This is a genomic window from Stackebrandtia albiflava, assembly GCF_007994225.1.
GTDB lineage: Bacteria > Actinomycetota > Actinomycetes > Mycobacteriales > Micromonosporaceae > Stackebrandtia > Stackebrandtia albiflava.
Genome location: NZ_VLLL01000005.1, coordinates 2,042,693 through 2,064,240 on the forward strand (window position 1 = coordinate 2,042,693; position 21,548 = coordinate 2,064,240).

General features: G+C 69.8%; 18 protein-coding genes and 1 tRNA gene. 3 read left to right on the top strand and 16 right to left on the bottom strand.

Features of this window, described 5'->3' with window-relative positions; all coding sequences use genetic code 11:
• Window positions 1-46: 46 nt before the first annotated feature.
• The 5 genes from LX16_RS10460 to LX16_RS10480 form a co-directional block, all read right to left on the bottom strand.
• Complete coding sequence (locus LX16_RS10460; RefSeq protein WP_147136716.1) at window positions 47-862, bottom strand: group I intron-associated PD-(D/E)XK endonuclease; 816 nt, start codon at window positions 860-862, stop codon at window positions 47-49.
• A gap of 78 nt (window positions 863-940) precedes the next feature.
• Window positions 941-1,015: transfer RNA gene (locus LX16_RS10465), tRNA-Pro, on the bottom strand.
• Between the two features lie 72 nt (window positions 1,016-1,087).
• Window positions 1,088-2,473, bottom strand: coding sequence for a ribosome biogenesis GTPase Der (gene der, locus LX16_RS10470; RefSeq protein ID WP_147136720.1), 1,386 nt, complete (start codon window positions 2,471-2,473; stop codon window positions 1,088-1,090).
• Between the two features lie 138 nt (window positions 2,474-2,611).
• Window positions 2,612-3,295 (bottom strand): (d)CMP kinase, encoded by a 684-nt coding sequence (gene cmk, locus LX16_RS10475; RefSeq protein WP_147136723.1) that lies wholly within the window; start codon window positions 3,293-3,295, stop codon window positions 2,612-2,614.
• Window positions 3,296-3,391: 96 nt separating this feature from the next.
• Window positions 3,392-4,192 (bottom strand): SDR family NAD(P)-dependent oxidoreductase, encoded by an 801-nt coding sequence (locus LX16_RS10480; protein ID WP_158645553.1) that lies wholly within the window; start codon window positions 4,190-4,192, stop codon window positions 3,392-3,394.
• A 630-nt stretch (window positions 4,193-4,822) separates the two neighbouring features.
• Here LX16_RS10480 and LX16_RS10485 point away from each other — a divergent pair.
• Genes LX16_RS10485 through LX16_RS10495 form a run of 3 tightly spaced genes read left to right on the top strand, consistent with a single transcriptional unit; the run spans window position 4,823 to window position 7,792 of the window.
• On the top strand, window positions 4,823-5,935 hold the full coding sequence (locus LX16_RS10485) for a quaternary amine ABC transporter ATP-binding protein (protein WP_244615750.1): 1,113 nt from the start codon (window positions 4,823-4,825) through the stop codon (window positions 5,933-5,935).
• Window positions 5,935-6,852 (top strand): ABC transporter permease, encoded by a 918-nt coding sequence (locus LX16_RS10490; protein ID WP_147136730.1) that lies wholly within the window; start codon window positions 5,935-5,937, stop codon window positions 6,850-6,852. Before LX16_RS10485 ends, LX16_RS10490 begins: the two co-directional genes overlap by 1 nt.
• A 55-nt stretch (window positions 6,853-6,907) precedes the next feature.
• Window positions 6,908-7,792 (top strand): glycine betaine ABC transporter substrate-binding protein, encoded by an 885-nt coding sequence (locus LX16_RS10495; RefSeq protein ID WP_147136733.1) that lies wholly within the window; start codon window positions 6,908-6,910, stop codon window positions 7,790-7,792.
• A gap of 394 nt (window positions 7,793-8,186) precedes the next feature.
• On the opposite strand, the gene LX16_RS10500 is transcribed toward LX16_RS10495, so the two are convergent.
• The 11 genes from LX16_RS10500 to murJ all read right to left on the bottom strand — a co-directional run bounded on the left by LX16_RS10500 (window position 8,187) and on the right by murJ (window position 21,532).
• Window positions 8,187-8,939, bottom strand: a complete 753-nt coding sequence (locus LX16_RS10500) for a pseudouridine synthase (RefSeq protein ID WP_244615751.1) — start codon at window positions 8,937-8,939, stop codon at window positions 8,187-8,189.
• Window positions 8,929-9,690, bottom strand: coding sequence for an SMC-Scp complex subunit ScpB (scpB, locus tag LX16_RS10505; protein WP_147136736.1), 762 nt, complete (start codon window positions 9,688-9,690; stop codon window positions 8,929-8,931). The genes LX16_RS10500 and scpB overlap by 11 nt, the downstream gene beginning before the upstream one ends.
• The gene (locus LX16_RS10510; protein ID WP_211354383.1) at window positions 9,687-10,574 is read right to left on the bottom strand and encodes a segregation and condensation protein A; all 888 of its coding nucleotides are present in this window, start codon (window positions 10,572-10,574) and stop codon (window positions 9,687-9,689) included. The genes scpB and LX16_RS10510 overlap by 4 nt, the downstream gene beginning before the upstream one ends.
• 59 nt (window positions 10,575-10,633) lie before the next feature.
• A complete protein-coding gene (locus tag LX16_RS10515; protein WP_425304423.1) occupies window positions 10,634-11,527 on the bottom strand; it encodes a ParA family protein in 894 nt (297 codons plus the stop codon).
• A 242-nt stretch (window positions 11,528-11,769) separates the two neighbouring features.
• Window positions 11,770-12,687 carry a tyrosine recombinase gene (locus LX16_RS10520; protein ID WP_147137443.1) on the bottom strand — a complete coding sequence of 306 codons (918 nt, stop codon included), beginning with the start codon at window positions 12,685-12,687 and terminating at the stop codon, window positions 11,770-11,772.
• On the bottom strand, window positions 12,684-13,799 hold the full coding sequence (gene ald, locus LX16_RS10525) for an alanine dehydrogenase (protein ID WP_147136741.1): 1,116 nt from the start codon (window positions 13,797-13,799) through the stop codon (window positions 12,684-12,686). The genes LX16_RS10520 and ald overlap by 4 nt, the downstream gene beginning before the upstream one ends.
• A gap of 238 nt (window positions 13,800-14,037) precedes the next feature.
• A complete protein-coding gene (locus LX16_RS10530) occupies window positions 14,038-14,607 on the bottom strand; it encodes an NUDIX domain-containing protein (protein ID WP_147136744.1) in 570 nt (189 codons plus the stop codon).
• Window positions 14,607-16,331, bottom strand: a complete 1,725-nt coding sequence (locus LX16_RS10535) for a CTP synthase (protein WP_147137446.1) — start codon at window positions 16,329-16,331, stop codon at window positions 14,607-14,609. The genes LX16_RS10530 and LX16_RS10535 overlap by 1 nt, the downstream gene beginning before the upstream one ends.
• Window positions 16,332-16,356: 25 nt before the next feature.
• A complete protein-coding gene (locus LX16_RS10540; protein ID WP_147136747.1) occupies window positions 16,357-18,642 on the bottom strand; it encodes a hypothetical protein in 2,286 nt (761 codons plus the stop codon).
• On the bottom strand, window positions 18,639-19,748 hold the full coding sequence (locus LX16_RS10545; protein ID WP_147136750.1) for a glycosyltransferase family 4 protein: 1,110 nt from the start codon (window positions 19,746-19,748) through the stop codon (window positions 18,639-18,641). Before LX16_RS10545 ends, LX16_RS10540 begins: the two co-directional genes overlap by 4 nt.
• A gap of 152 nt (window positions 19,749-19,900) precedes the next feature.
• Window positions 19,901-21,532, bottom strand: coding sequence for a murein biosynthesis integral membrane protein MurJ (gene murJ, locus LX16_RS10550; protein WP_147136753.1), 1,632 nt, complete (start codon window positions 21,530-21,532; stop codon window positions 19,901-19,903).
• Between the last annotated feature and the right edge of the window lie 16 nt (window positions 21,533-21,548).

Consider the following 21,548-nt stretch of genomic DNA (forward strand, 5'->3'; position numbering starts at 1 on the left):
TTCGGCCGGCGCCGAAACATCCGGTGGCCGCACCCGACGGACGACGTCAACCCGGCGCGCCGGAGGCGGCACCGGCGTCGACCGTCCGCAGCAGCGAGGCTGCGCCGCCGCAACGGTAGTCGGCGTACGCGTTGAGACTCAACGACGTCCTGCCCGCCACCACGGTCATCGGGATCAGGTACATTCCGCCGCCACCGTCGACGATGAACAACAGATCCACTTCATCGGGGTCGTAGGGCACGAGTCGTCCCCGGTCGGCTCCATGGTTCCGCCGTGGCGCGATCGCCACGAGATAACCACCGGTGGATTCGTCGATCCGTACACAGGTCTTGACCTGGACCGTCTTGAAGCCCTCGGAGGTCGCCGCCACGAAGTCGTAACCGACCGGCTCGACGGGGACCGAGACGGGCTGCCCACGGAGCAGGAACCACGCCATCGCGATCGACGGCGCCGCCTTTCGCAGTTGGTTCAGGTCGGTAGGTATGGCGAGCAGGGGTACGGTCGGCAGACGATCAGGAGGGTTCAGATGAGCCAGCGACAAGCCCAGCCTGTGGGCGTTGGCCTTCACCGCCACGCGGGAGTTGGCGGACCGCGATTCGAGGCCGAGCATGTCGAACAGTTCGTTCCAGCTGCGGGCCTTCGGAACCACGTCGCGTAGGACCGCGTCCGTCCACCGGCGGCGCCCGGTGAAGTGCGCGGTCTGCAGCCCGAGTTCACCGGCACGTCGTTGCGCCGCTCGCATGCTGCCTCGTGAGTTCGGCGTGAGTTTGAGATGTCGCAGCACGGCCGACCACGATCGGGCCGCCGCGACGGCGGCGACCAGGTCCGCGTCAGACCACGACACCCTTCGCATTCGAGTCATCCACGGAACGTAACCGAAGGGTGCGACAGGAACGTGACGACAAAAACGGACATTCCGGTACCGGAATGTCCGTCAGAGTCGGGTTGGCGGGATTCGAACCCACGATCTCCACACCCCCAGTGTGGCGCCTTAGCCAAGCTAGGCCACAACCCGAGTGTCCTCGGTTTCAGACGAGGACGGGACTACTCTAGCGCAGGCGTCGTGGCGCGCCACCGCGCCCCCGGGTCACTTGCGTGCCGGCTTGCCGCGCTTCTCACGCGCCTTGACGGTGATGGCGATCGGCGAGCCCGTGAACCCGAAGTCCTCGCGCAGCCTGCGTTCGATGAACCGCACGTACTGGGGGTCGAGGCGCCCGGAGGTGAACAGGACGAACTTCGGCGGCCGGATCCCCGCCTGGGTCATGAAGAGCACCTTGGGCGCCTTGCCTCCCCGGATGGGGTGCGGCCGGGCGGCGATGAGTCCGGATATCCACTGGTTGAGTTCACCGGTGGGGATCCGCTGTTCCCACCCGGCGAGCGCGGTGCGCAGCGCCGGGGCGAGTTTGGCGACCGCCCGGCCGGTGGAGGCGGAGATGTTGACCCTCGGCGCCCACGTGATCCGGGCGAGTTCCCGGTCGATCTCCCTGTCGAGGTAGTACCGGCGGTCCTCGTCGACGAGGTCCCACTTGTTGAAGGCGATGACGAGTGCCCGGCCGGCCTCGACGACCTGGGAGAGGACGCGTTGGTCCTGTTCGCTGATGGGTTCGGAGGCGTCGAGGAGCACGACGGCGACCTCGGCGGCCTCCACGGCGGACTGGGTGCGCAGCGAGGCGTAGAACTCGGTGCCCGACGCCTGTTTGACCCGTTTCCGCAGCCCCGCGGTGTCGACGAAGCGCCAGGTGTCGGAGTCGAGCTCGATGAGGCTGTCGACGGGGTCGACGGTGGTTCCGGCGACGGAGTCGACGACGACGCGGTCCTCGCCGGCCAGCCGGTTCAGCAGGCTGGACTTGCCGACGTTGGGGCGCCCGACCAGGGCGACCCGGCGGGGACCCGACTCGGTGGCGTAGTCGGCTTCGGGGAGTTCCGGCATCCGGTCGAGGACGACGTCGAGCAGGTCGCCCGAGCCGCGGCCGTGCAGGGCGGACACGGGGTGGGGCTCGCCGAGTCCCAGTGACCACAGTGCCGCCGCGTCGGCCTCGCTTCGGGCGTCGTCGACCTTGTTGGCAACCAGGATGACCGGCTTCTTACTGCGGTGGAGGATGCGTACGGCGGCCTCGTCGGCGTCGGTGGCTCCGACCTGGGCGTCGATGACGAGGATGATGACGTCGGCGGTGGCGATGGCGATCTCGGCCTGGGCGGCGATCGCGGCGGCGCGGCCCTCGGCGTCGGGTTCCCAGCCTCCGGTGTCGACGACGGTGAAGCGGCGCCCGTTCCAGACGGCGTCGTAGGGGATGCGGTCGCGGGTGACGCCGGGGGTGTCCTCCACGACGGCCTGGCGGCGGCCGATGAGCCGGTTGACCAGGGTGGATTTCCCGACGTTGGGCCGACCCACCACGGCCACGACGGGGGCCGCCTCGTCGGGGAGGTCGGAGGTGTCGGGTCCGGTGTCGGTCCAGACCTGGTCATCGGTCATTGTGCGCTCCTGAGTCTTCTGCGGTGTGCGGTGTGAGGGGCTGTGGATGCCGTGTCGTCGTGCCAACGCCGACGGGCGGCATCGGATGCCCGGTTGCGGCGTCCGCCACACCGGCCGGGGTGTCGTTCTCCCGTTTCCTCAGGCGGTGCCCGTGGTCTTGTGTGCCAGCAGTTCGTGGAGTGCCGTGACCACCTGGTCGAGGTCGAGGTGTGTGGTGTCGACGACGACGGCGCCGGGGGCGGCGTCGTGCGGCCGGGTGGTCTTGGCGTCGGCGGTGTCGCGCCGGTGGATGTCGGCGGCGGTGGCGGCGAGGTCGGCGCCGTTCTGGCCGCTGCGGCGCTTGGCGCGTTCGGCGGGGTCGGCGGTGAGGTAGATCTTGAGGTCGGCGTCGGGTGCGACGACCTCGCCGATGTCGCGGCCTTCGACGACGATGCCGTGGGCGGCGTCGGCGATGATGGCGCGTTGCGCGGCGATGAGGTGCCGGCGTACTTCGGGGATGCCGGAGACGGCGGACACGTGCGCGGTGACCTCGGGCCCGCGGATGGCGTCGTCGACGTTCTCGCCCTCGATGCGGGTGTAGCGGTCCTCGGGGGTGGTGCCGAACTCGAAGCCGGTGTCTTCGACGACCTTGATGATGGTGGCGGTGTCGGTGAGGCTGACGGCGGACCGCAGTACCGCGAGTGTGGCGGCCCGGTACATGGCGCCGGTGTCGAGGCAGGCGGCGCCGAGTTCGGTGGCGAGCCGGCGGGAGACGCTGGACTTGCCCGACCCGGATGGTCCGTCGATGGCGATGACTCCGTCGAACTCGGTTCTGCTGGGCACGCTTGGTCTCCTCGTCGTTCCGGTGGTGGCCACTCTCAATGATGCCTGGTGTCGGTGAGCGGCCGACGAGTCGGGTTGGGGTGGGCGCCGCCCGGCTCAGGGGGTGCGGCGACGGGGGCGGCCTGCGGCGACGACGCGTGCGACGAGTCGTGGTGTGAGCCGGGCCTGGGCGGCGAGGAGTCGCAGGGCGGCGGGGAAGATCACTTCGTCTCGTTCGACGGCGACGGCGTAGACGAGTCGGCGGGCGACCTGTTCGGGGCTGAGTCGGGGCAGGATGCGGGAGACGGCGGGCAGGTTCTCGGCGGAGCCGGGGTTGTTGGTGAAGTATTCGCTGGTCACCTCGCCGGGGACGACCTCGGTGACTCCGACGCCGGTGCCGGCGAGGTCGGCGCGGAGCCCCTCGGTGAGGCCGCGCAGCGCCCAGCGCGCGGAGGCGTAGCCGCCGGCGGCGGGCCACACGACCCGTGACACCGGTGAGTTGACGTTGACGACGCGTCCGCTGCCGCGCCGGACCATCGCCGGTAGGAGGCCGGTGGTGAGGTATCCGGCGGCGAGGTAGGGGACGGCCGCCATGTGGGCGAACTCCTCGGGGGTGGTGTCGTCGAGGTGGGTGAACCGGCCGGCTCCGGCGTTGTTGACGAGGATGTCGGGGGTGCCGTGGTCTTCGGTGACGGTGGCGACGAGTGCGGTGGCGCCGTCGAGGGTGCCGACGTCGGCGGGGATGGCGTGAGCGGTGCCGCCGTCGGCGGTGATGCGGTCGGCGAGCCGCCGGAGTCGTTCGGCGCTTCGGGCGGCGAGGAGCGTGGTGGCGCCGTGGCGGGCGAACTCGCGGGCGACGGCGGCGCCGATGCCCATGGAGGCGCCGGTGATGAGGACGGTGCTTCCGGTGATGCGCATTGTCGCCTCTTCGTTCGCGGGGGTGGTGGTCACGATACCGCCGGGTGGGGCCGGGCCGGGTCGCGTGGTGGATGGCGGGTCGGTCGGTCGTGGGAGGGGGTGGTCGGGTGGCCGGTGGATTCGCGGGGTGATCCGGGACACCGGACGGTCACCGGCGTGATGCGCGGGGTCACACAGTGTCATTCCTGGTAGACCGGTTGACCCGTGGCTTGTCGGTTGTCATATTGTCTACCGTAGGACACCCTCCTCCCGGCCTGACCTGCTCGGATCCGAGTTACGGTCGGGTCCGCGACCGCACCGGCGGTGCCCCCCTTGTCGCCGGTCCCGGTCGCCAGCCCCGTCCCCTAGCGTCCGTAGGAACCCGTGAGCCGATTCGACCGCTGCCCGCCCCACCGGGGCGGAAGCCTGCCCTCGTGTGGGCGGGCGTGGGCGGGCGCGGCCCGGGTGTTCCCCGTCGCCGAGCGGGTGCCTCCCTGCGCCGCCGGTTAGCGGTCTCCTCCCCGGTTCACTCCGCGCCGCCGCGCAGCCTCACCACTCGGAGGAGGCGTCAGTCATCCCCCGCCGTGATCGGTCCGCACCGCCGGCAATCACCCCGCCACCGGTCGGTGGCCTCGAAGGAAGTTGAGGACGTTGTCGATTAACACTGAGGTAGCCACCGAGCCGGGGCATCCGGCGATCCGGGTGGATTCGGTTTACAAGGTCTTCGGGCGGCGTCCCGAGCGGGCGGTCGGGCCGTTGGCCGAGGGCGCGCACCGGGACGAGATCGCCCACATGAACGTGACGGCCGCCGTCATCGACGCGTCCTTCGAGGTCAGGCGTGGCGAGGTCTTCGTGGTGATGGGCCTGTCGGGTTCGGGCAAGTCCACGTTGATCCGGATGTTGAACGGGTTGCTGGAGCCGACGGCGGGCAGCGTCGTCATCGACGGTGACGAGCTGGCGGGGATGCCCGCCAAGGCGTTGCGGCAGGTGCGGCGGGACAAGATCAGCATGGTCTTCCAGCATTTCGCGCTGCTTCCGCACCGCACGGTCTTCGACAACGTCGCGTTCGGCCTGGAGGTCGCGGGTAGGTCGCCGGAGGTATGCCGTGAGGCCGCCACCGAGGCGATCGGCATGGTGGGGCTGACGGGTTGGGAGGACAAGCTCCCCTCGGAGCTGTCGGGTGGTATGCGGCAGCGGGTCGGTCTGGCCCGCGCACTGGCCGCGGGTACCGACATCATGCTGATGGACGAGGCGTTCTCGGCGCTGGACCCGTTGATCCGGCGGGAGATCCAGGACCAGCTCCTGGCGCTTCAGAAGCGGCTGCACAAGACGATCGTGTTCATCACCCACGACCTGAACGAGGCGATGCGTCTGGGCGACCGCATCGCGGTGATGCGGGACGGCAGGATCGTGCAGATCGGCACGGCCGAGGAGATCCTGACCCGCCCTGCCAACGACTACGTGGCGGAGTTCATCGCCGACGTGGACCGGACGAGGGTGTTGACGGCGGCGTCGGTGATGGATCCGCCGAAGCGTTCCACGGTGGACGACGACGTCCCGGTGGTGATGGAGGACACTCCGGTGGCGGAACTGTTCGCGCCGTGTTCGGAGTCGGATCTTCCACTGCAGGTGACCGATTCGGAGGGGCGACTGGTCGGGGTGATCCCGCGGTTGACGTTGTTGAGCGCGCTGGGGCAGGTCGGTGGGGAGCCGGATGAGCCGGATGCCGCGTCCCGCCCGGTGCAGGAGGTGAAGGCGTCGTGATGCGTGACGGGTTCATGGAGTCGGTCGGCGACTGGATCGACGAGGCGTTGTGGGACCGGATTCCGGCGATGCCGGTCGGCGGCTGGTTCGAGTCGGCGGTGGACTGGTGCAAGGTCGCGATGCGGGACTTCTTCCGGTCGCTGTCGGACGGCATCGAGTCGCTGGTGGAGGGTTTGACGGACGTCCTGACGTTCCTGCCCTCGGTGGGGATGGTGCTGTTGTTCGCGGCGCTGGCGTGGTGGCTGCGTGGTTGGCGGTTCGGGTTGACGACGCTGGCGTGCATGCTGGTGGTGGCGTGGACGCCGTTCTGGGAACAGACCATGATGACGTTGGCGCTGGTGCTGGTGGCGAGTACGTTCGCGCTGGTGTTGGCGGTGCCGATAGGTGTCCTGGCGGCGGAGAACCGCCGGGTGGCGGCGGTGGCGCGGCCGGTCCTGGACTTCATGCAGACGATGCCGGCGTTCGTCTACCTGATCCCGGCGGTGTCGTTCTTCGGGGTGGGTCTGGTGCCGGGTGTGCTGGCGACGGTGGTGTTCTGCATGCCGCCGGGGGTGCGGCTCACCGAACTCGGTCTGCGGCAGGTCGACAAGGAGGTCGTCGAGGCCGGCGAGTCGTTCGGTGCCTCTCCGGCGACGATCCTGGGCCGGATCAAGTTGCCCTTGGCGCTGCCGACCATCATGGCGGGCGTCAACCAGGTGATCATGTTGGCGCTGTCGATGGTGGTCATCGCCGGAATGGTCGGCGGTGACGGCCTCGGCAAGGTGATCATGAGCGCCCTGAACAACGTCGACCTGGCGCGTGGTTTCAACGCCGGTCTCGCGGTGGTCATCATCGCGATCTTCCTCGATCGCACGTCGGACGCGATCGGTTCCCGCTCGAAGGTGGCCCGCGCGCAACGCGCCATGGCCAAGGTCTGACTTCTCTCCCCCCTCTCGCCGCCGACGGCGGCATCGAAAGAAACGGAAGGTACGCATGAGATTCTCGAAGTTGTTGCGCACGACGACGGCCGCGGCGGCCGGGCTGATGTTGGCGGGCACGATGGCCGCCTGCGGTGGCGGCGACGAGTCGGGTGGCAGCAAGGAACTGACCATCGGCTACATCAACTGGGATGAGGCCGTGGCCGCCAGCAACCTGTGGAAGGTGATCCTGGAGGACGAGGGCTACGAGGTCGAGCTGGAAGAGCTCGAACCCGGCCTGATCTTCGAGGGCCTGTCCAACGGCGACATCGACTTCTTCCTGGACGGCTGGTTGCCGACCACGCACGCGAGCTACATCGAGAAGTACGGCGACTCGCTGGAACAGGTGGGCGTCTGGTACGACAACGCGTCGCTGAGCATCGCGGTGCCCTCTTATGTGGAGGACGTGAACTCGCTGGCCGATCTGGCCGACAACGCCGACACCTTCGGCGGCGAGATCATCGGCATCGAGGAGGGCGCCGGCCTGACCAAGGCGACGCAGGAGCAGGTCATCCCGACCTACGGACTGGACGGCGTCATGAAGCTGGTGACGTCCAGCACTCCGGCGATGCTGGAGGAACTCGACACCGCGATCGCCAACGAGGAGCCGATCGTCGTGACGCTGTGGCACCCGCACTGGGCGTACGCGAACTACGACCTCAAGGACCTCGAGGACCCGGAGGGCACGCTCGGCACCGCCGAGGAGATCACCACCCTCGCCCGTGAGGGCTTCGGGGCCGACTTCGCGGACGTTAACGCGATGCTGGCGAAGTTCAAGATGGACGACCAGCAGCTCGGTGAGCTGGAGGAGCTGGTGCTCAACCAGAACCCGGACGATCACATCGCGGGTGCCGAGGCGTGGCTGGAGGCCAACCCCGACTTCGTGGACACGTTGAAGTAACGCCTCAGAGGCTGTCTTCGGTCCTCGTTCGTCGCGAGCGGTGTCCGGTCGAGTGCATTCGCAAGGCGGAGGACGCAATGCTTCAGAAGGTCCGTGCGTACCGGTGTTGTACGCACCGGTTCTTCAGCGGCGCTGCCTTCGACAACGCCGCGAGGCGCCGACCGGGCGACGCGCAGCAGAACAGCAGGGTCGAAGACAGCCTCTTAGACGTCGCGCGGGGAGTCGGTCGATGCGACCGGCTCCCCGTCGTCGTGTCGGGTGGTGTCACGGGAGGCGTCGGGCACGGCCGGCGCCGATCCGTACCGACCCTTCGCGGCCGTGTCACAGCTCGCGTCTCGCGACTGCGCCACATCTCCGCTTCGCGGCCGTACTACATCTCCGCTTCGCGACTGCGCTACATCTCCGCTTCACGGTAGAGCGACGCGATCTCGTCCGGGCGCAGCCGCCGCAGGGTGCCGGGTTTCAGGTTGCCCAGCCGGACCTGGCCGATGGCGGTGCGTACCAGGCGGTTGACGGGGAGGCCGACCTCGGCGAGTAGCCGCCGCACGAGGTGTTTGCGGCCCTCGTGGACGACGACCTCGACGAGGGCCTGGTCGTGGAACTCGTCGATGACCTTGAAGTCGTCGACGGTGACGGGGCCGTCTTCGAGGACGACGCCGGAGGCGAGTCGCCTGGCTATGGCGGGACCGGCGAACCCGGTCACCTGGCAGCGGTAGGTCTTGGTGATGCCGTGCGAGGGATGCGACAACTTCTGTGCGAGTTCGCCGTCGTTGGTCAGCAGCAGCAGCCCCTCCGAGTCCAGGTCGAGTCGCCCGACGTGGAACACCCGTTCGGGGATGCCCGCGGTGAACTCCGTCAGGCCGCGGCGTCCCTGTTCGTCGTCCATCGAGGAGACGACGCCTCGGGGCTTGTTGAGGGCGTAGTGGACGAGCCGCACGTCGGTGATGATGCGTTCCCCGTCGACGTGTACGACGTCGACGGCGGGGTCCACGCGGCGACCGAGGACGGCCTTCTGCCCGTTGACGGTGACCCTGCCGGCGGCGATGAGGTCCTCGCACACGCGCCGGGAACCGACCCCGGCACCCGCCATCACCTTCTGGAGTCGTATCCCGTCGGTCTCGGTGGGACGGCGGTTGTCAGGTTTCACTTGTTTCACCGATTTCTGTGATGTCGTTCGGCAGGAACGGTGCCAGTGGCGGCAGTTCCGCCACCGAGTTCAGTCCGAGTTTGTCGAGGAACATGGAGGTGGTGCGGTACAGGTGGGCGCCGGAGTCGGGGTCGGATCCGCATTCCTCGATGAGCCCGCGGGTGGTGAGGGTGCGGATCACGCCGTCGCAGTTGACGCCGCGGATGGCCGAGATGCGGCCACGGGTGACGGGTTGCCGGTAGGCGACGACCGCGAGGGTCTCCAGGGCCGCCTTGGTGAGGCGGACCTGTTGGCCGTCGAGGACGAACCGTTCGACGTGGGCGGCGTACGCCTCGCGCGTGTAGTACCGCCATCCACCGGCCTGCCGCCGCAGGTCGAAGCCGCGGCCGTCGCCGGTGTACTCGGCGGCGAGCCGTCGGAGCGTGTCGGTGATCTCGGTCTCGGTGCGGCCGAGGACCTGGGCGAGGACGGTCTCACCGACGGGTTCCTCGCACACCAGCAGGATCGCCTCCAGGGTCGCGGCGAGGTCTTCGGTGTAGGGCAGCGGCGGCTCGGGCGCGGGAGGGGACGCCGGGGCCTCGGGTTCCCGCACCGGGTCGGGCGGCGGTGGGGGCGCGGGGTGCGCCTCGACGGGTTCGTCGGGTGGTGTGTCGGATCGTTCGCCGCGTTGCCACGGTGGCGACCAGTCGGCGAGTTCGTCGGCGAGGCCGCCACCGCCGACGGGGGTCGTCGCGGAGTCGTTGTCGGTCATGTCCCCTCCTGGTCGGCGTGCGGGCGGTCCTGTGCCGGTGTGTCCTGCCCGGATCCGGCGTACTCGTCGACGTCGACGGCGTCGGCCCGGTCGCCGGCGATCCACCTGACGGTGAGTTCCCCCAGTGCCTGTACCTGGTCGAATCCGACGAGTCCCTCCCGGTACAGCTCCAGCAGTGCCAGGAACCGGGCGACGATCTCCAGGGTGTTCTCGCAGTCGGCGGTCAGCGAACGGAACGTCGCGCTGCCGATGCGGCGTAGACGTCGCTGAAGAATGATCGCATGTTCTCTGACGCTGACCCGCACCATGTGGACGTGGTCGGTGCCGACGGTGGGTGGTGGTTTGGGTCGCAGTGCCTGCGCGGCGAGGGCCGCGAGCTGCTCGGGTGTGACGGCCAGCACCAGTTCGGGCAGCGCGGCGGCGTATCTGGGTTCGAGTCCGCAGGTGCGGGGGTGTCGCAGGGAGGCGGCCTGTCCGAGCCGGTCGATGTGGCCCGCGGCCTCCTTGAACGCCTTGTACTGGAGGAGCCGGGCGAACAGCAGGTCGCGGGCCTCCAGGAGGGCCAGGTCCTCCTCGTCCTCGACCTCGGCGGAGGGCAGCAGCCGGGCGGCCTTGAGGTCGAGGAGGGTGGCGGCGATGAGGAGGAACTCGCTGGCCTCGTCGAGGTCCCAGTCGTCTCCCAGCGCCTTGGTGTATGAGATGAACTCGTCGGTGACCTGGTGGAGCGAGACCTCGGTCACGTCGAGTTTGTGCTTGCTGATGAGCTGCAGCAGCAGGTCGAACGGCCCCGTGAAGTTGTCCAGGGTGACCTGGAATCCGGTGCGCTCGTCGGCGGGGGGTTCGGCGACGGCGACGTCGTGGGGCGGGTTGTCCGGCGTGTGCACGCCGACCAGCGTAATGGCCGTGGCGGGGGCGCCGGAAACGGCGCTCCGCGCGTGGCCGGTCAGCGCCGGTCGTCTTGCGCCGCGATCACCTCTCGGGCGAGCTGCCGGTAGGCGCGGGCACCCGACGACGCGGGCGCCCACGTGGTGATCGGCTCGCCCGCCACGGTGGTCTCGGGGAACCGGACGGTGCGGGTGATGACCGTCTGGTACACCCGGTCGCCGAACGCCTCCACGACCCGCTGCAGCACCTGCCGCGAGTGGGTGGTGCGGGAGTCGTACATGGTGGCGAGGATGCCGTCCAGTTCGAGGTCGAAGTTGAGCCGTTCCCGTACCTTGTCGACGGTGTCGAGGAGCAGGGCGACACCGCGCAGGCTGAAGAACTCGCATTCGAGGGGGACGAGGACGCCGTGGGCGGCGGTGAGCGCGTTCACGGTGAGCAGGCCGAGCGAGGGCTGGCAGTCGATGATGATGAAGTCGTATTCGCTCATGACCGGTCGCAGCAGCCTGGCGAGGGTCTGTTCGCGCGCGACCTCGTTCACCAGTTGGATCTCCGCGGCCGACAGGTCGATGTTGGCGGGCAGTACGTGCAGGCCCGCGACGTTGGTCTTGACGATGACGTCCTCGATGGAGACGTCGCTCTGCATGAGGAGGTTGTAGACCGTCAGTTCCAGCGTGTGGGGGTTGACGCCGAAGCCGACCGACAGGGCTCCCTGCGGGTCGAAGTCGACCAGCAGGACCTTGCGGCCGTACTCGGCGAGGGCGGCGCCCAGGTTGATGGTCGTGGTGGTCTTGCCCACGCCGCCCTTCTGGTTGGCCATGGCCACGACCCGGGCGGGACCGTGCCGTTCCAACGGTTGCGGCTGCGGAATCTCACCGCGCCCGGTGTACGCCTCCGGGTCGGCGGATGCGGCGTCGCCGTCCAGTTCGGACGCCGGCTGGGCGGCACCGCGCAACGCCGCCCACTTGTCGTTGTCTGGACTGTTCACCTAACGCCCTCCTGCGATGAGTCCGGCGCCACTCTGCCTTCCCGGCCGCCGATCTCGATTCCGTTCTGCGGAAGCCGAAACCGTTGAAGCCCGCCTCTGCGACTGTACGCCACTTTACCGATGCGCGCACGACGGCCGCGCCGCGTCGTACCCGGCGTGAGAGATCGGCGCGCGTGAGGATCGGTGACACCCGGAACGATCATGCTATGTCACCGCGCCCGGGGGTGCGAACTCGCGTACACCTCTCTGAGTCTATCGACTGTCACAAGTGTGTAGATCTGTGTGGTGCTCACTGCGGCGTGCCCCAACAGTTCCTGTACCACCCGGACGTCCGCGCCGCCGTCGAGCAGGTGGGTGGCGAAGGAGTGGCGCAGTGTGTGTGGACCGATGCCGGACGGGAGTCCCGCCACCTCGGCCGTCTTGCGCAGGATGAGATGGGCGCCCTGCCGGGTGAGCGGCCCGCCTCGGGAGTTGACCAGCAGCCGGGGGTGCCGGGGTGTGAAGGTGGGCCGGGCGGTGGAGAGGTAGGCGGCCACGGCGCGGCGCGCGTAGCCGCCCAGTGGCACCGTCCGGGTCTTGCCGCCCTTGCCGCGCAGTGTGACCGCCGCGGCGTCCAGGTCGACGTCGTCGACGTCGGCGGTGACGGCCTCCGACACCCGGGCGCCGGTGCCGTAGAGCAGTTCCAGTAGGACCGCGTCACGCAGTCCTCGCGGCCCGGGGGTGACGGTGGCGGCCTCCAGGAGCCGGGTGACGGAGTCCACGTCGATCGCCTTGGGCAGCCGCAGCGGCGCGCGCGGCAACGGCTGGTCGGCGGTGGGGTCGGTGGCGCACAGCGACTCGGCGAGGGCGAACCGGTGGAGTCCCCGCACGGCGCTTCCGGCGCGTGCGACCGAGCGCGCCGCCAGTGGCGGATGTTCCTCGTCACCGGCGGCGAGGGCGGCGAGGTGGTCGGCGACGTGTCGCGGCGTCACCCGCGTCAACCGGTCGATTCCGAGGGAGTCGAGCCGCGCAAGGTACCGGTCCAGGTCCCGGCGGTACCCGGCGATCGTGTTGGCGGTGTGGCCGCGCTCGACGACCAGGTGGTCCAGGAACTCCCGGACCACCTGGGCCGCCGTGGGCGTCGTCAGTGCAGGACCTCTTCGGGCTTGACGGCGGGCAGGCCGTGGGCCTCGGCGACCGGCCCGTAGACGAGGTGCCCGTCGTGGGTGTTGAGCCCCAACGCCAGGGCCGGGTCCTTGTGCATGGCCTGCCGCCAACCGTGGTTCGCCAGTTCCAACGCGTACGGCATCGTCACGTTGGTCAGGGCGTACGTGGAGGTGTGCGGCACCGCGCCGGGCATGTTCGCCACGCAGTAGAAGATCGAGTCGTGCACCTGGTAGACCGGGTCGGCGTGCGTGGTGGCCCGGGAGTCCTCGAAGCAGCCGCCCTGGTCGATGGAGATGTCCACCAGGACGCTGCCGGGCTTCATCCGCGACACCAACTCGTTGCTGACGATCTTGGGGGCCTTGGCGCCGGGCACCAGGACCGCGCCGATGACCAGGTCCGCGTCGAGGACGGCCTTCTCCACCTCGTAGGCGTTGGAGGCGATGGTCTGGAGGTGGCCCTGGTAGATGCGGTCGGCGGCGCGCAGCTTGTCGATGTTCTTGTCCAGCAGCATCACCTCGGCCTGCATGCCCAGGGCGATGGCGGCGGCGTTCATCCCGGACACACCGGCGCCGATGACGACGACGCGGGCGGCGTGGACGCCGGAGACGCCGCCCATGAGGACGCCGCGACCGCCGCCGGACCGCATCAGGTGGTAGGAGCCGGCCTGGGGTGCGAGCCGGCCGGCGACCTCGCTCATCGGCGCGAGCAGCGGGAGGGCGCCGTCGGCGGTCTCGACCGTCTCGTAGGCGATGCCGGTGACCCGGCGTTCCAGCAGGGCGTCGGTGCACTCCCGGGAGGCCGCCAGGTGCAGGTAGGTGAACAGGGTCTGGCCGGGGCGCATCCGGTGGTACTCGGAGGCGATCGGCTCCTTGACCTTGAGGACGAGTTCGGCCTGTTCCCACACGTCGTCGGCGGTGGCCAGCATGTGGGCGCCCGCGGCGATGTAGTCGGCGTCGGGGATGGAGGAACCCTCCCCCGCACCGGATTCGATGACCACCTCGTGGCCGTGCCGCACGAACTCGTGAACCCCGGCCGGGGTTATGGCCACCCGGTACTCGTGGTTCTTGACCTCGCGAGGAATCCCAACCTTCACTGTCCCGCTACCTTTCGTCATGGCCACCGGCTTGAGGCTAAGCGCTTGTGGGATTCCCCGGGCGGCCCCGCGCCGAATCGGACCCGCCGGCGGGTTCGGGACCGCCGGCCGCACGGGTTCGCCGACGCGTCGACGTCGACGAACAATGTCGGGGACAGGATCACATGCCCGTTGAATCCTTGTCAAGCAGCCCCACGGGCCTAAATAAGTAAGCCGAACGCGGACTGTGACCATTGATTCATAGGGTGTGACGAATGTCCAGTCGTTGGGCGGCGGCGAGGACCGCCACCGCGGTGACGCCGTTGCGGATCCGGCCGTCCATGACGCCCGCCACCGCCTCCGGCAGCGGCCACCACCGGAGGGTCAGATCGGCCTCCTCCTGGGACCGGACGTGCCGGTCCGCCACGGGCACCGGCGACAGCCCGCGCGCCAGGAAGACGGGGATCCGCTCGTCCATGGCACCCGGTGACGGGAAGACGTCGATCAGCGGCTCCATCGTCTGCGCCGTCAGGTCCACCTCCTCGGCCAGTTCGCGCCGCGCCGTGACCGCCGGGTCCTCCCCCGGGACGTCACGCAGACCGGCCGGGATCTCCCACAGCCGCTGCCGCACCGGGTGACGGTACTGGTACACCAGGGCGACCCGGAGGTCGTCGTCGACGGCGACCACCGCCACGGCACCCGGGTGACGCATGTAGATCCGGTCGGCCCGGCTGCCGTCGGGCATCACCACCGTGTCGCGGTCGATGGCGAAACGGAACCCCCGGTACTCGGTACGCGACGCGGTAACCGGGAAGTCGTGTGTGGACATCACACCGCCGTGGTCTCGGGCCGGCCGCTGAAGTCGAGGCGGTCGGTCAGTGAATGACGAAGTGCCGCGCCGATGAAGGCCGCGAACAACGGGTGCGGCCGGGTCGGCCGCGACTTCAGTTCCGGGTGCGCCTGAGTGGACACGAAGAACGGGTGCAGTTGCCGGTCCAGTTCCAGGAACTCGACCAGGCGGCCGTCCGGCGACAGTCCCGAGATCGTGAAGCCCGCCTTGGCCAGCTCGTCACGGTAGGCGTTGTTCACCTCGTAACGGTGCCGGTGCCGTTCGCTGACGGTGGTCTCACCGTACGCCTCCGCCACGATCGAACCCGGTTCCAGCACCGCGGTGTAGGCGCCGAGCCGCATGGTGCCGCCCATGTCACCCCTGCCGGCGACGATGTCGGTCTGGTCGGCCATCGTGGAGATCACCGGGTGCTCGCACTCGGCGTCGAACTCTTCGGAGTTGGCGCCCGCCAGTCCCGCAAGGTCCCGCAGCACCTCGATCGTCATGCAGTGCAGCCCCAGGCACAGCCCCAGGGTGGGCACTCCGTGCCGGCGGGTGTGCCGGATGGCGTTGATCTTGCCCTCCACGCCGCGGGATCCGAACCCGCCGGGGATGATCACCCCGTCGACCCCGGCCAACAGCCCGGCCGTGGTCTCGGCGTCGACGCAGTCGGAACTCTCGATCCAGCGGATCTTGATGCTGGCGTGGTGGGCGAACCCGGCGGCACGCACCGCCTCCACCACCGACAGGTAGGCGTCGGGCAGGCCGACGTACTTGCCGACCACCGCCACCGTCACCTCCTCGCGGGGGTGATGCACCCGTTCCAGCAGGTCGTCCCAGGCGGTCCAGTCGACGTCCTTGAACGGCAGGTCCAGGCGGCGCACCACGTACGCGTCGAGGCCCTCCGCGTGGATGACCTTGGGGATGTCGTAGATGCTGGCCGAGTCGGCCGCCGAGATGACCGCCTCGGTGTCCACGTCGCAGAACAGGGCGATCTTGCGCTTGAGCGGTTCGGGGATCTCACGGTCGCTGCGGCACACGATCGCGTCGGGCTGGATGCCGATGTTGCGCAGCGCCGCCACCGAGTGCTGGGTGGGCTTGGTCTTGAGCTCACCACCGGCGGCCAGGTACGGCACCAGCGACACGTGGATGAACAGGCAGTTGTCGCGGCCGACGTCGTGACGCAACTGCCGGATCGCCTCCAGGAACGGCAGCGACTCGATGTCGCCGACGGTGCCGCCCACCTCGGTGATGACCACGTCGGGGATGCGGCCCGCCGCATCGTCGGTGTCGGGCGCCGCCATCGCGCGGATACGCGCCTTGATCTCGTTGGTGATGTGCGGGATCACCTGGACGGTGTCGCCGAGGTATTCGCCCCGGCGTTCCTTGGCGATCACGTCGGAGTAGATCTGCCCGGTCGTGATGCACGACCGGCGGGACAGACCCCGGTCGAGGAACCGTTCGTAGTTGCCGACGTCGAGGTCGGTCTCGGCACCGTCGTCGGTGACGTAGACCTCGCCGTGCTCGTACGGATTCATGGTGCCGGGATCGACGTTCAAATAAGGGTCGATCTTCTGCATCACGACGTGAAGGCCGCGCGCGGTGAGCAGACTGCCCAGGCTGGAGGCGGTCAGCCCCTTACCCAGTGCCGAGGTCACACCACCGGTGACGAAGATGTGTTTGGTGGTGCGAGTCTGAGAAGAAGCCGAACTGGCCAATGCCATCTCCCGTGGTCGGAGCCTGATGTGGTCATCCACGGGATTCCACGGTAACACCTCCGGCGGCCTCGATGGATTCGGGCCGTGCCTGAACCGCCAGGTCGGTCGGTTCGGCGCGGCCGTCGCGCACGTGCGCCCGCGCCAGCACCCGCTGCGCCATGATCACCGCCAGCGGCATGGTGATGGCCGCGGCGGCACCCACCGGGACCAGCCCCTGCCCGCCCAGCAGCCCGCCCAGCAGCGTCGCGATGATCGCCCCGACGAAACCGGCCCGGGCGCTGGGGTACAGGCCGAACGACCGCTTCAGCCCGCCGGAGGGGCGCAACAGCACCACCCAGGCGAACACGATGGAACCCAGCAACAACACCGTCAACGGGTTACCGACCGTGGCCAGCACGTCCGCCTCCAGCGTCTCCCGGATCCGGCCGGCGCCCGCGCCGCCGAACACGTCGGCCACGAAACTCCCCAACGCGCCGCGCTGGGACTCGTCCCTGGCCAGGTCGGCCACCGCCAACGCCACCAGCAGCCCCAGCCCCGCGAAGGAGGCCCACGCCAACCGGGCGAAGGTCAACCAGCCGCCGGGCGCCATACCGGCGGCCAGGCACACCGCCACGGTCAGACCGACCGCACCGGCCGGATCGTCACCCAGGTAGGGGCTCCCGACGATCCAGATGCCCACACAACCGGCCGCCACGATCACCAGGGGGCGATAGGCGCGCGTGACGCCCTGGGCGGCACAGCCCGCCGCCATCATCAGCGACGTCGCGAACACACCCAGTCCCAGCGGCCCCAATCCCGCGTTCCCGGCACTGTTGAGGGCGCTGTAACCGGCGATGCCGTCGAACTGCAGTCTCGCGCCGGTCAGGACGTCGGCGCCGACCACGACCACACCGACGAGACTCACCGTGATCATCAGGCCCATCGGACTGCGCCGGCGTGGCGCCACCAGCACCAACGCCGTCAACACCAACACGATGAGCACCGTGGACGCCATCAGCGCCACCATCGGGTGCGACGCCCGCCACCACGGGATGAAGTCGACCAGCGTCGCGGCGGGCAGCGCCAACGCCAACGCCGTCGCGGCACTGACCACCGCGCGGAACGTCCAGATCGTCGGGACCCGGCGGGCGGCCTGCCCGGCACCGCGCCGGATCCGGTGCAGGATCGGCGTCGCCGCCACGAACAACAGCAGCCCCGCGATCGCGACCACGGTGAGCAGTCTCATGATGGCGTCCTGCTGCGCGGCGGCCTCGGCGTCCACATCGGTCAACTGCGCGACCACCGACGCCATGTCGGAGTCACGTCCCTCCAGGACCGCGGCCGGAACACCCGCGAACGGGCTCGGCATCGGCCGGTCCAGCGCCGACACCACGGTCGGCGCCAGGTCGATCAGGCGCAGATAACCCTCACGGCCGGTCCCCGCGGCGGTCAGCCACCCGCCGTCGAATCCGCCGCCCTGCGCGATCACCGCGTGCAGGTGCGGGGACGCCGACACGTCCGACAGTCCCGCGACCATCAACAGCGAGTCCACCGGACGGGCCGCGACGATCCGCGCCAGCACCGCGTCGGCGGCCGCGACCGCCTCGGCCCGTTCGGAACCGTCCTCGGGCAACCGCCCCAGATCCACCATGGACAGCAGGCATTCGGTGAGCAGGGCACTCAGCGCGTCCGGGTCCTCCGGCACCGTGGCCGCGTAGCGGTCCACCCGCCCGGTCGGACTGGCCGCGCCCCAGGCCGCACCCGGCCCGATCGCGGTCGCGCACCGCACCGCACCCGGCAGCGACCCGATCTCCACACCGGGCTCGTCGGTGCGGTTGTTGTTGGCGATCAGTTCGAGTTGGTTCACATAGGCCGACGCGGTGTCGGGGGCCTGCTCGACCGTCTCCGGAGACACACCGCTGCAACCGTTGTCACCGACCCGGGTGCCCGCCGACGCGGCCGCGCCCGCCGACAACGTCAACCAACCGTCCAACGGACACGTCACAGTGGACGCCGAATCCACCGACAGCGACGCCACCGCACCGGTGTCGGCCAACTCCCACAGTGTCGGGGTGTTCCGCGGATCCACGTCACCCCACCGCAGACCGGGGATCCCCACCACGACCGCGTACGTCGCGTACGACTCCGGCCGATGCGAGGGCGCCCGGTCGGGAAGCAGTTGCACCGCGGTCGTCAACGCCAGCACGACCACCGCCGCCCACGCCGCCACGAGCCGCCAGTGGGCGCGCCACAACCGGCTGCCGTGGCTGCGCGCCTTGACCCTCCAGTGCACCGGCGGGGGGTCGGTCGCCGGAACCTCGGGCTTCTCCTCGCTCATCGACCGGTCAGTTCCCGGTACAGGGCGTCGATCTGGTCGACCGTGTCGGTCTCCGACGGCCAGGTCGCCGCCTGCTCGGGACCGGCCTTCGCCAGCCTCGCCGACTCCTCCGGATCCGCCAGCAACTCACGCACCGCGGCGTCGAGCGCCGCGGGATCACCGGTCGGGATCAGCCGCGCGGCCTGCCCCACGAGTCCCGGCACACCACCGGCCCGGGTCGCCAACAACGGCCTTCCCGCCCGCAGCGCCTCCTGCGCGAACATCTGGCGCGTCTCGGAGTCACTGGTGACCACCGCCAGATCGGCCGCCGCCAACAGGTCGGCCACGTCGGACCGGTGCCCCAGCAACAACACCGGCGCGCTCCGCTGCGCCACCCGGTCCGCCAGCTCCGACCGGATCGGGCCGTCCCCGGCCACCACCACCAGCGGCACCGGGTCCATGTCCCGCCATCCCGCCGCCACGTCGATCAACATGTCGATCCGCTTCACCGGGTGCAACCGGCCCACGGTCAGCACAACCGGGCGGTCCTCCGCCCCCAGCTCGGCCTTCACCTCGGCGGCGTCACGCACCGCCGCAGGAAGCGGCGGCGCCGCGACCGGCGCGTACCTCACGTCCACACCCCCCGAGGCCAACACGGCCCCCACCTGGTCGGGGTCGGTGCACAACGACACCGCGGCCCCCCGCGCGACGGCCTTCTCGGCCTCCCGCAGCAACCGGTCCCGAACACCGCCACCGGAGGTGTCCAGGTGGATGTGCCAGCTCACGACCAACGGCACGCCAGGCACACCCGCCACCCGCGACACCAGGCCGGCCCGCAACCCGTGGGCGTGCACGACGTCCGGCGCACCACCCCCCGGCCCCCGCAACGCCTTACGCAGCGCCCAGCACGCGGCGGCATCCTTCACCGGGTCCATCGACGCGGAGATCTCGATCGGCACGAACCGGGCACCGGTCTCCCGGAACCCGAACCGTTCCTCGGTCGCGGCGGGGCCGAACACGGTCACCCTGTCACCCCGCGCCGACAGCTCCCTGGTCAACGAGACCACGTGGGTGCCGATCCCCCCGGTACTGGTCCCCAGCACCTGTGCGATTCGCCTGCCGCTCACTGTCTTGAGTCACCTTTTCCTGAAATCGCCACCGTCGTGCGACGCGCGCGCTGCCCGCACGGCCACGCCCCACCGGCTGTCCGCCTCACCGATACTGCCGTACCCGCCGAGCCGACCGTCGCCGCCCCGGGGCACGGGTGAATCCGCTCCCGTCAACCACTGCGCCTCCGGAAGAGCCTGCCCGCGACCGAACCCACCAACGGCCGCATGTCCCTGCGGTCGACCAGGAACGCCACGGCACCGAACACCAGCAGAACGGTCAGGCCCGACGCCGCCAACGCCACGACCGCCACCGGCAACCCCATCGACGCACCGAACAACGACGACACCCACCAACCCGCCGCCGCCGACACCGCCGACGACACCACACCCACCAGGGCCGCCCGCCACACACCGGTCAACGACGCACGACCGGCACGCCACGCCACCGTCGCCGCCAACGCGGCGCCCAACACCACCATGCCCACGCTGTTGCCGACACCCACGGCCAACGCCCGGTCGGCCACCGGCATCACGACACTGCACACGATCGCCGCCACATAGGCGACCGCCCAGCCACCCACCGTCGCCACCGCCGCGGCCACCGTCGCCCCCCGCGCGTACAACGCACGGGTCAACAGCGGATAGAGGGAGAACCCGACCAGTCCGGGAGCCAACGCCACCAACGCCGCCGACATCGCCGGCACCACCGCCAACCCGGGGTCGACGTCGGCGGTACCACCGACCTCGGCGAACACCGTCGCCAACGGAACCGCCAACCCGATCAGCGCCGCCGCCCCCAGAAACGCCAGCAGCACCACCCGCCGCGTCGCCGTCGACAGGGTCGTGTCGTACCGTTCGCGGTCGCCGACACCGTGGGCCTCGGCCAGCGCCGGATACGACGACAACGCCAACGGCATCGCGAAGACACCCCACGGGAGCATGTACAACGTCAACGCGATGGAGAACAGGCCGACGGTGCCCTTGAGGCCGCCGTTGGTCAACCCCAGGATCAACAACAGCGACAGTTGCCACGCGGCGATGCTCAACCCACCGGCCACCGCCATCGTCCGCACGTTGCGGGTGACGTCACCACCGCCGAACCGCAGCGTCGGCCGCAACCGGATCCCGACCCGCCGCAACGGGATCAGCAGGCAGAACGTCATCACCACCGTCGCCAGGGTCGTACCGATCGACAGCACCAACTCCTGGCCCAGACTCACCTGCGCCGCGTCGGCACCCTGCGGCGCGACCAGCCCGTACACCACGTACGCCGCGATCACCGTCAGACTCGACAACAACGGCGCCAACGCCGGCCACGCGAACCTGCGATGCGTGTGCAGGACACCGGTCAACACCACACCGATGCCGTACAACGGCAACTGCGGCGCGAACACCTGGATCATCCTGGTGCCCATGGCGATCTCGGCGTCCGGCGCGTCACCGGCCAACAACCGCATCACCGGCTCGGCCAGCACGGCCACCAACACGCCCATCGGCACCAGCAGCAGCACCGACCACGTCAACAGGCCCGAAGCGGTCCGGTTGACGACCTCCGGTTGCCGCCGCGCCAACGGCGCCGCCAACAACGGCACCACCAACGCCGCCAACGCCCCACCCGCGGCGATCTCGTACAGGATGTTGGGCACCCGGTTGGCCGTGTTGTAGACGTCCAACACACCACCCATGCCGACCGCCCACGTCAGCACCAGGATCCGGCCCAGCCCCGCGATGCGCGACAGCATCGTGATGCCGCTGATCAACGCGGCGTTCTTTCCGACCTTCTCCCCCGGCAGGTCAGTCACGTCAGTGACGACAGGC

Bases quoted from the DNA above. Each gene is read 5' to 3' on its own strand.
- LX16_RS10460 (WP_147136716.1), bottom strand. From the start codon at position 862: ATGACTCGAATGCGAAGGGTGTCGTGGTCTGACGCGGACCTGGTCGCC.
- LX16_RS10480 (WP_158645553.1), bottom strand. From the start codon at position 4,192: ATGCGCATCACCGGAAGCACCGTCCTCATCACCGGCGCCTCCATGGGC.
- LX16_RS10495 (WP_147136733.1), top strand. From the start codon at position 6,908: ATGAGATTCTCGAAGTTGTTGCGCACGACGACGGCCGCGGCGGCCGGG.
- LX16_RS10540 (WP_147136747.1), bottom strand. From the start codon at position 18,642: ATGAGCGAGGAGAAGCCCGAGGTTCCGGCGACCGACCCCCCGCCGGTG.
- scpB (WP_147136736.1), bottom strand. From the start codon at position 9,690: ATGACCGACAACGACTCCGCGACGACCCCCGTCGGCGGTGGCGGCCTC.
- LX16_RS10535 (WP_147137446.1), bottom strand. From the start codon at position 16,331: ATGGCATTGGCCAGTTCGGCTTCTTCTCAGACTCGCACCACCAAACAC.
- LX16_RS10490 (WP_147136730.1), top strand. From the start codon at position 5,935: ATGCGTGACGGGTTCATGGAGTCGGTCGGCGACTGGATCGACGAGGCG.
- LX16_RS10530 (WP_147136744.1), bottom strand. From the start codon at position 14,607: ATGTCCACACACGACTTCCCGGTTACCGCGTCGCGTACCGAGTACCGG.
- der (WP_147136720.1), bottom strand. From the start codon at position 2,473: ATGACCGATGACCAGGTCTGGACCGACACCGGACCCGACACCTCCGAC.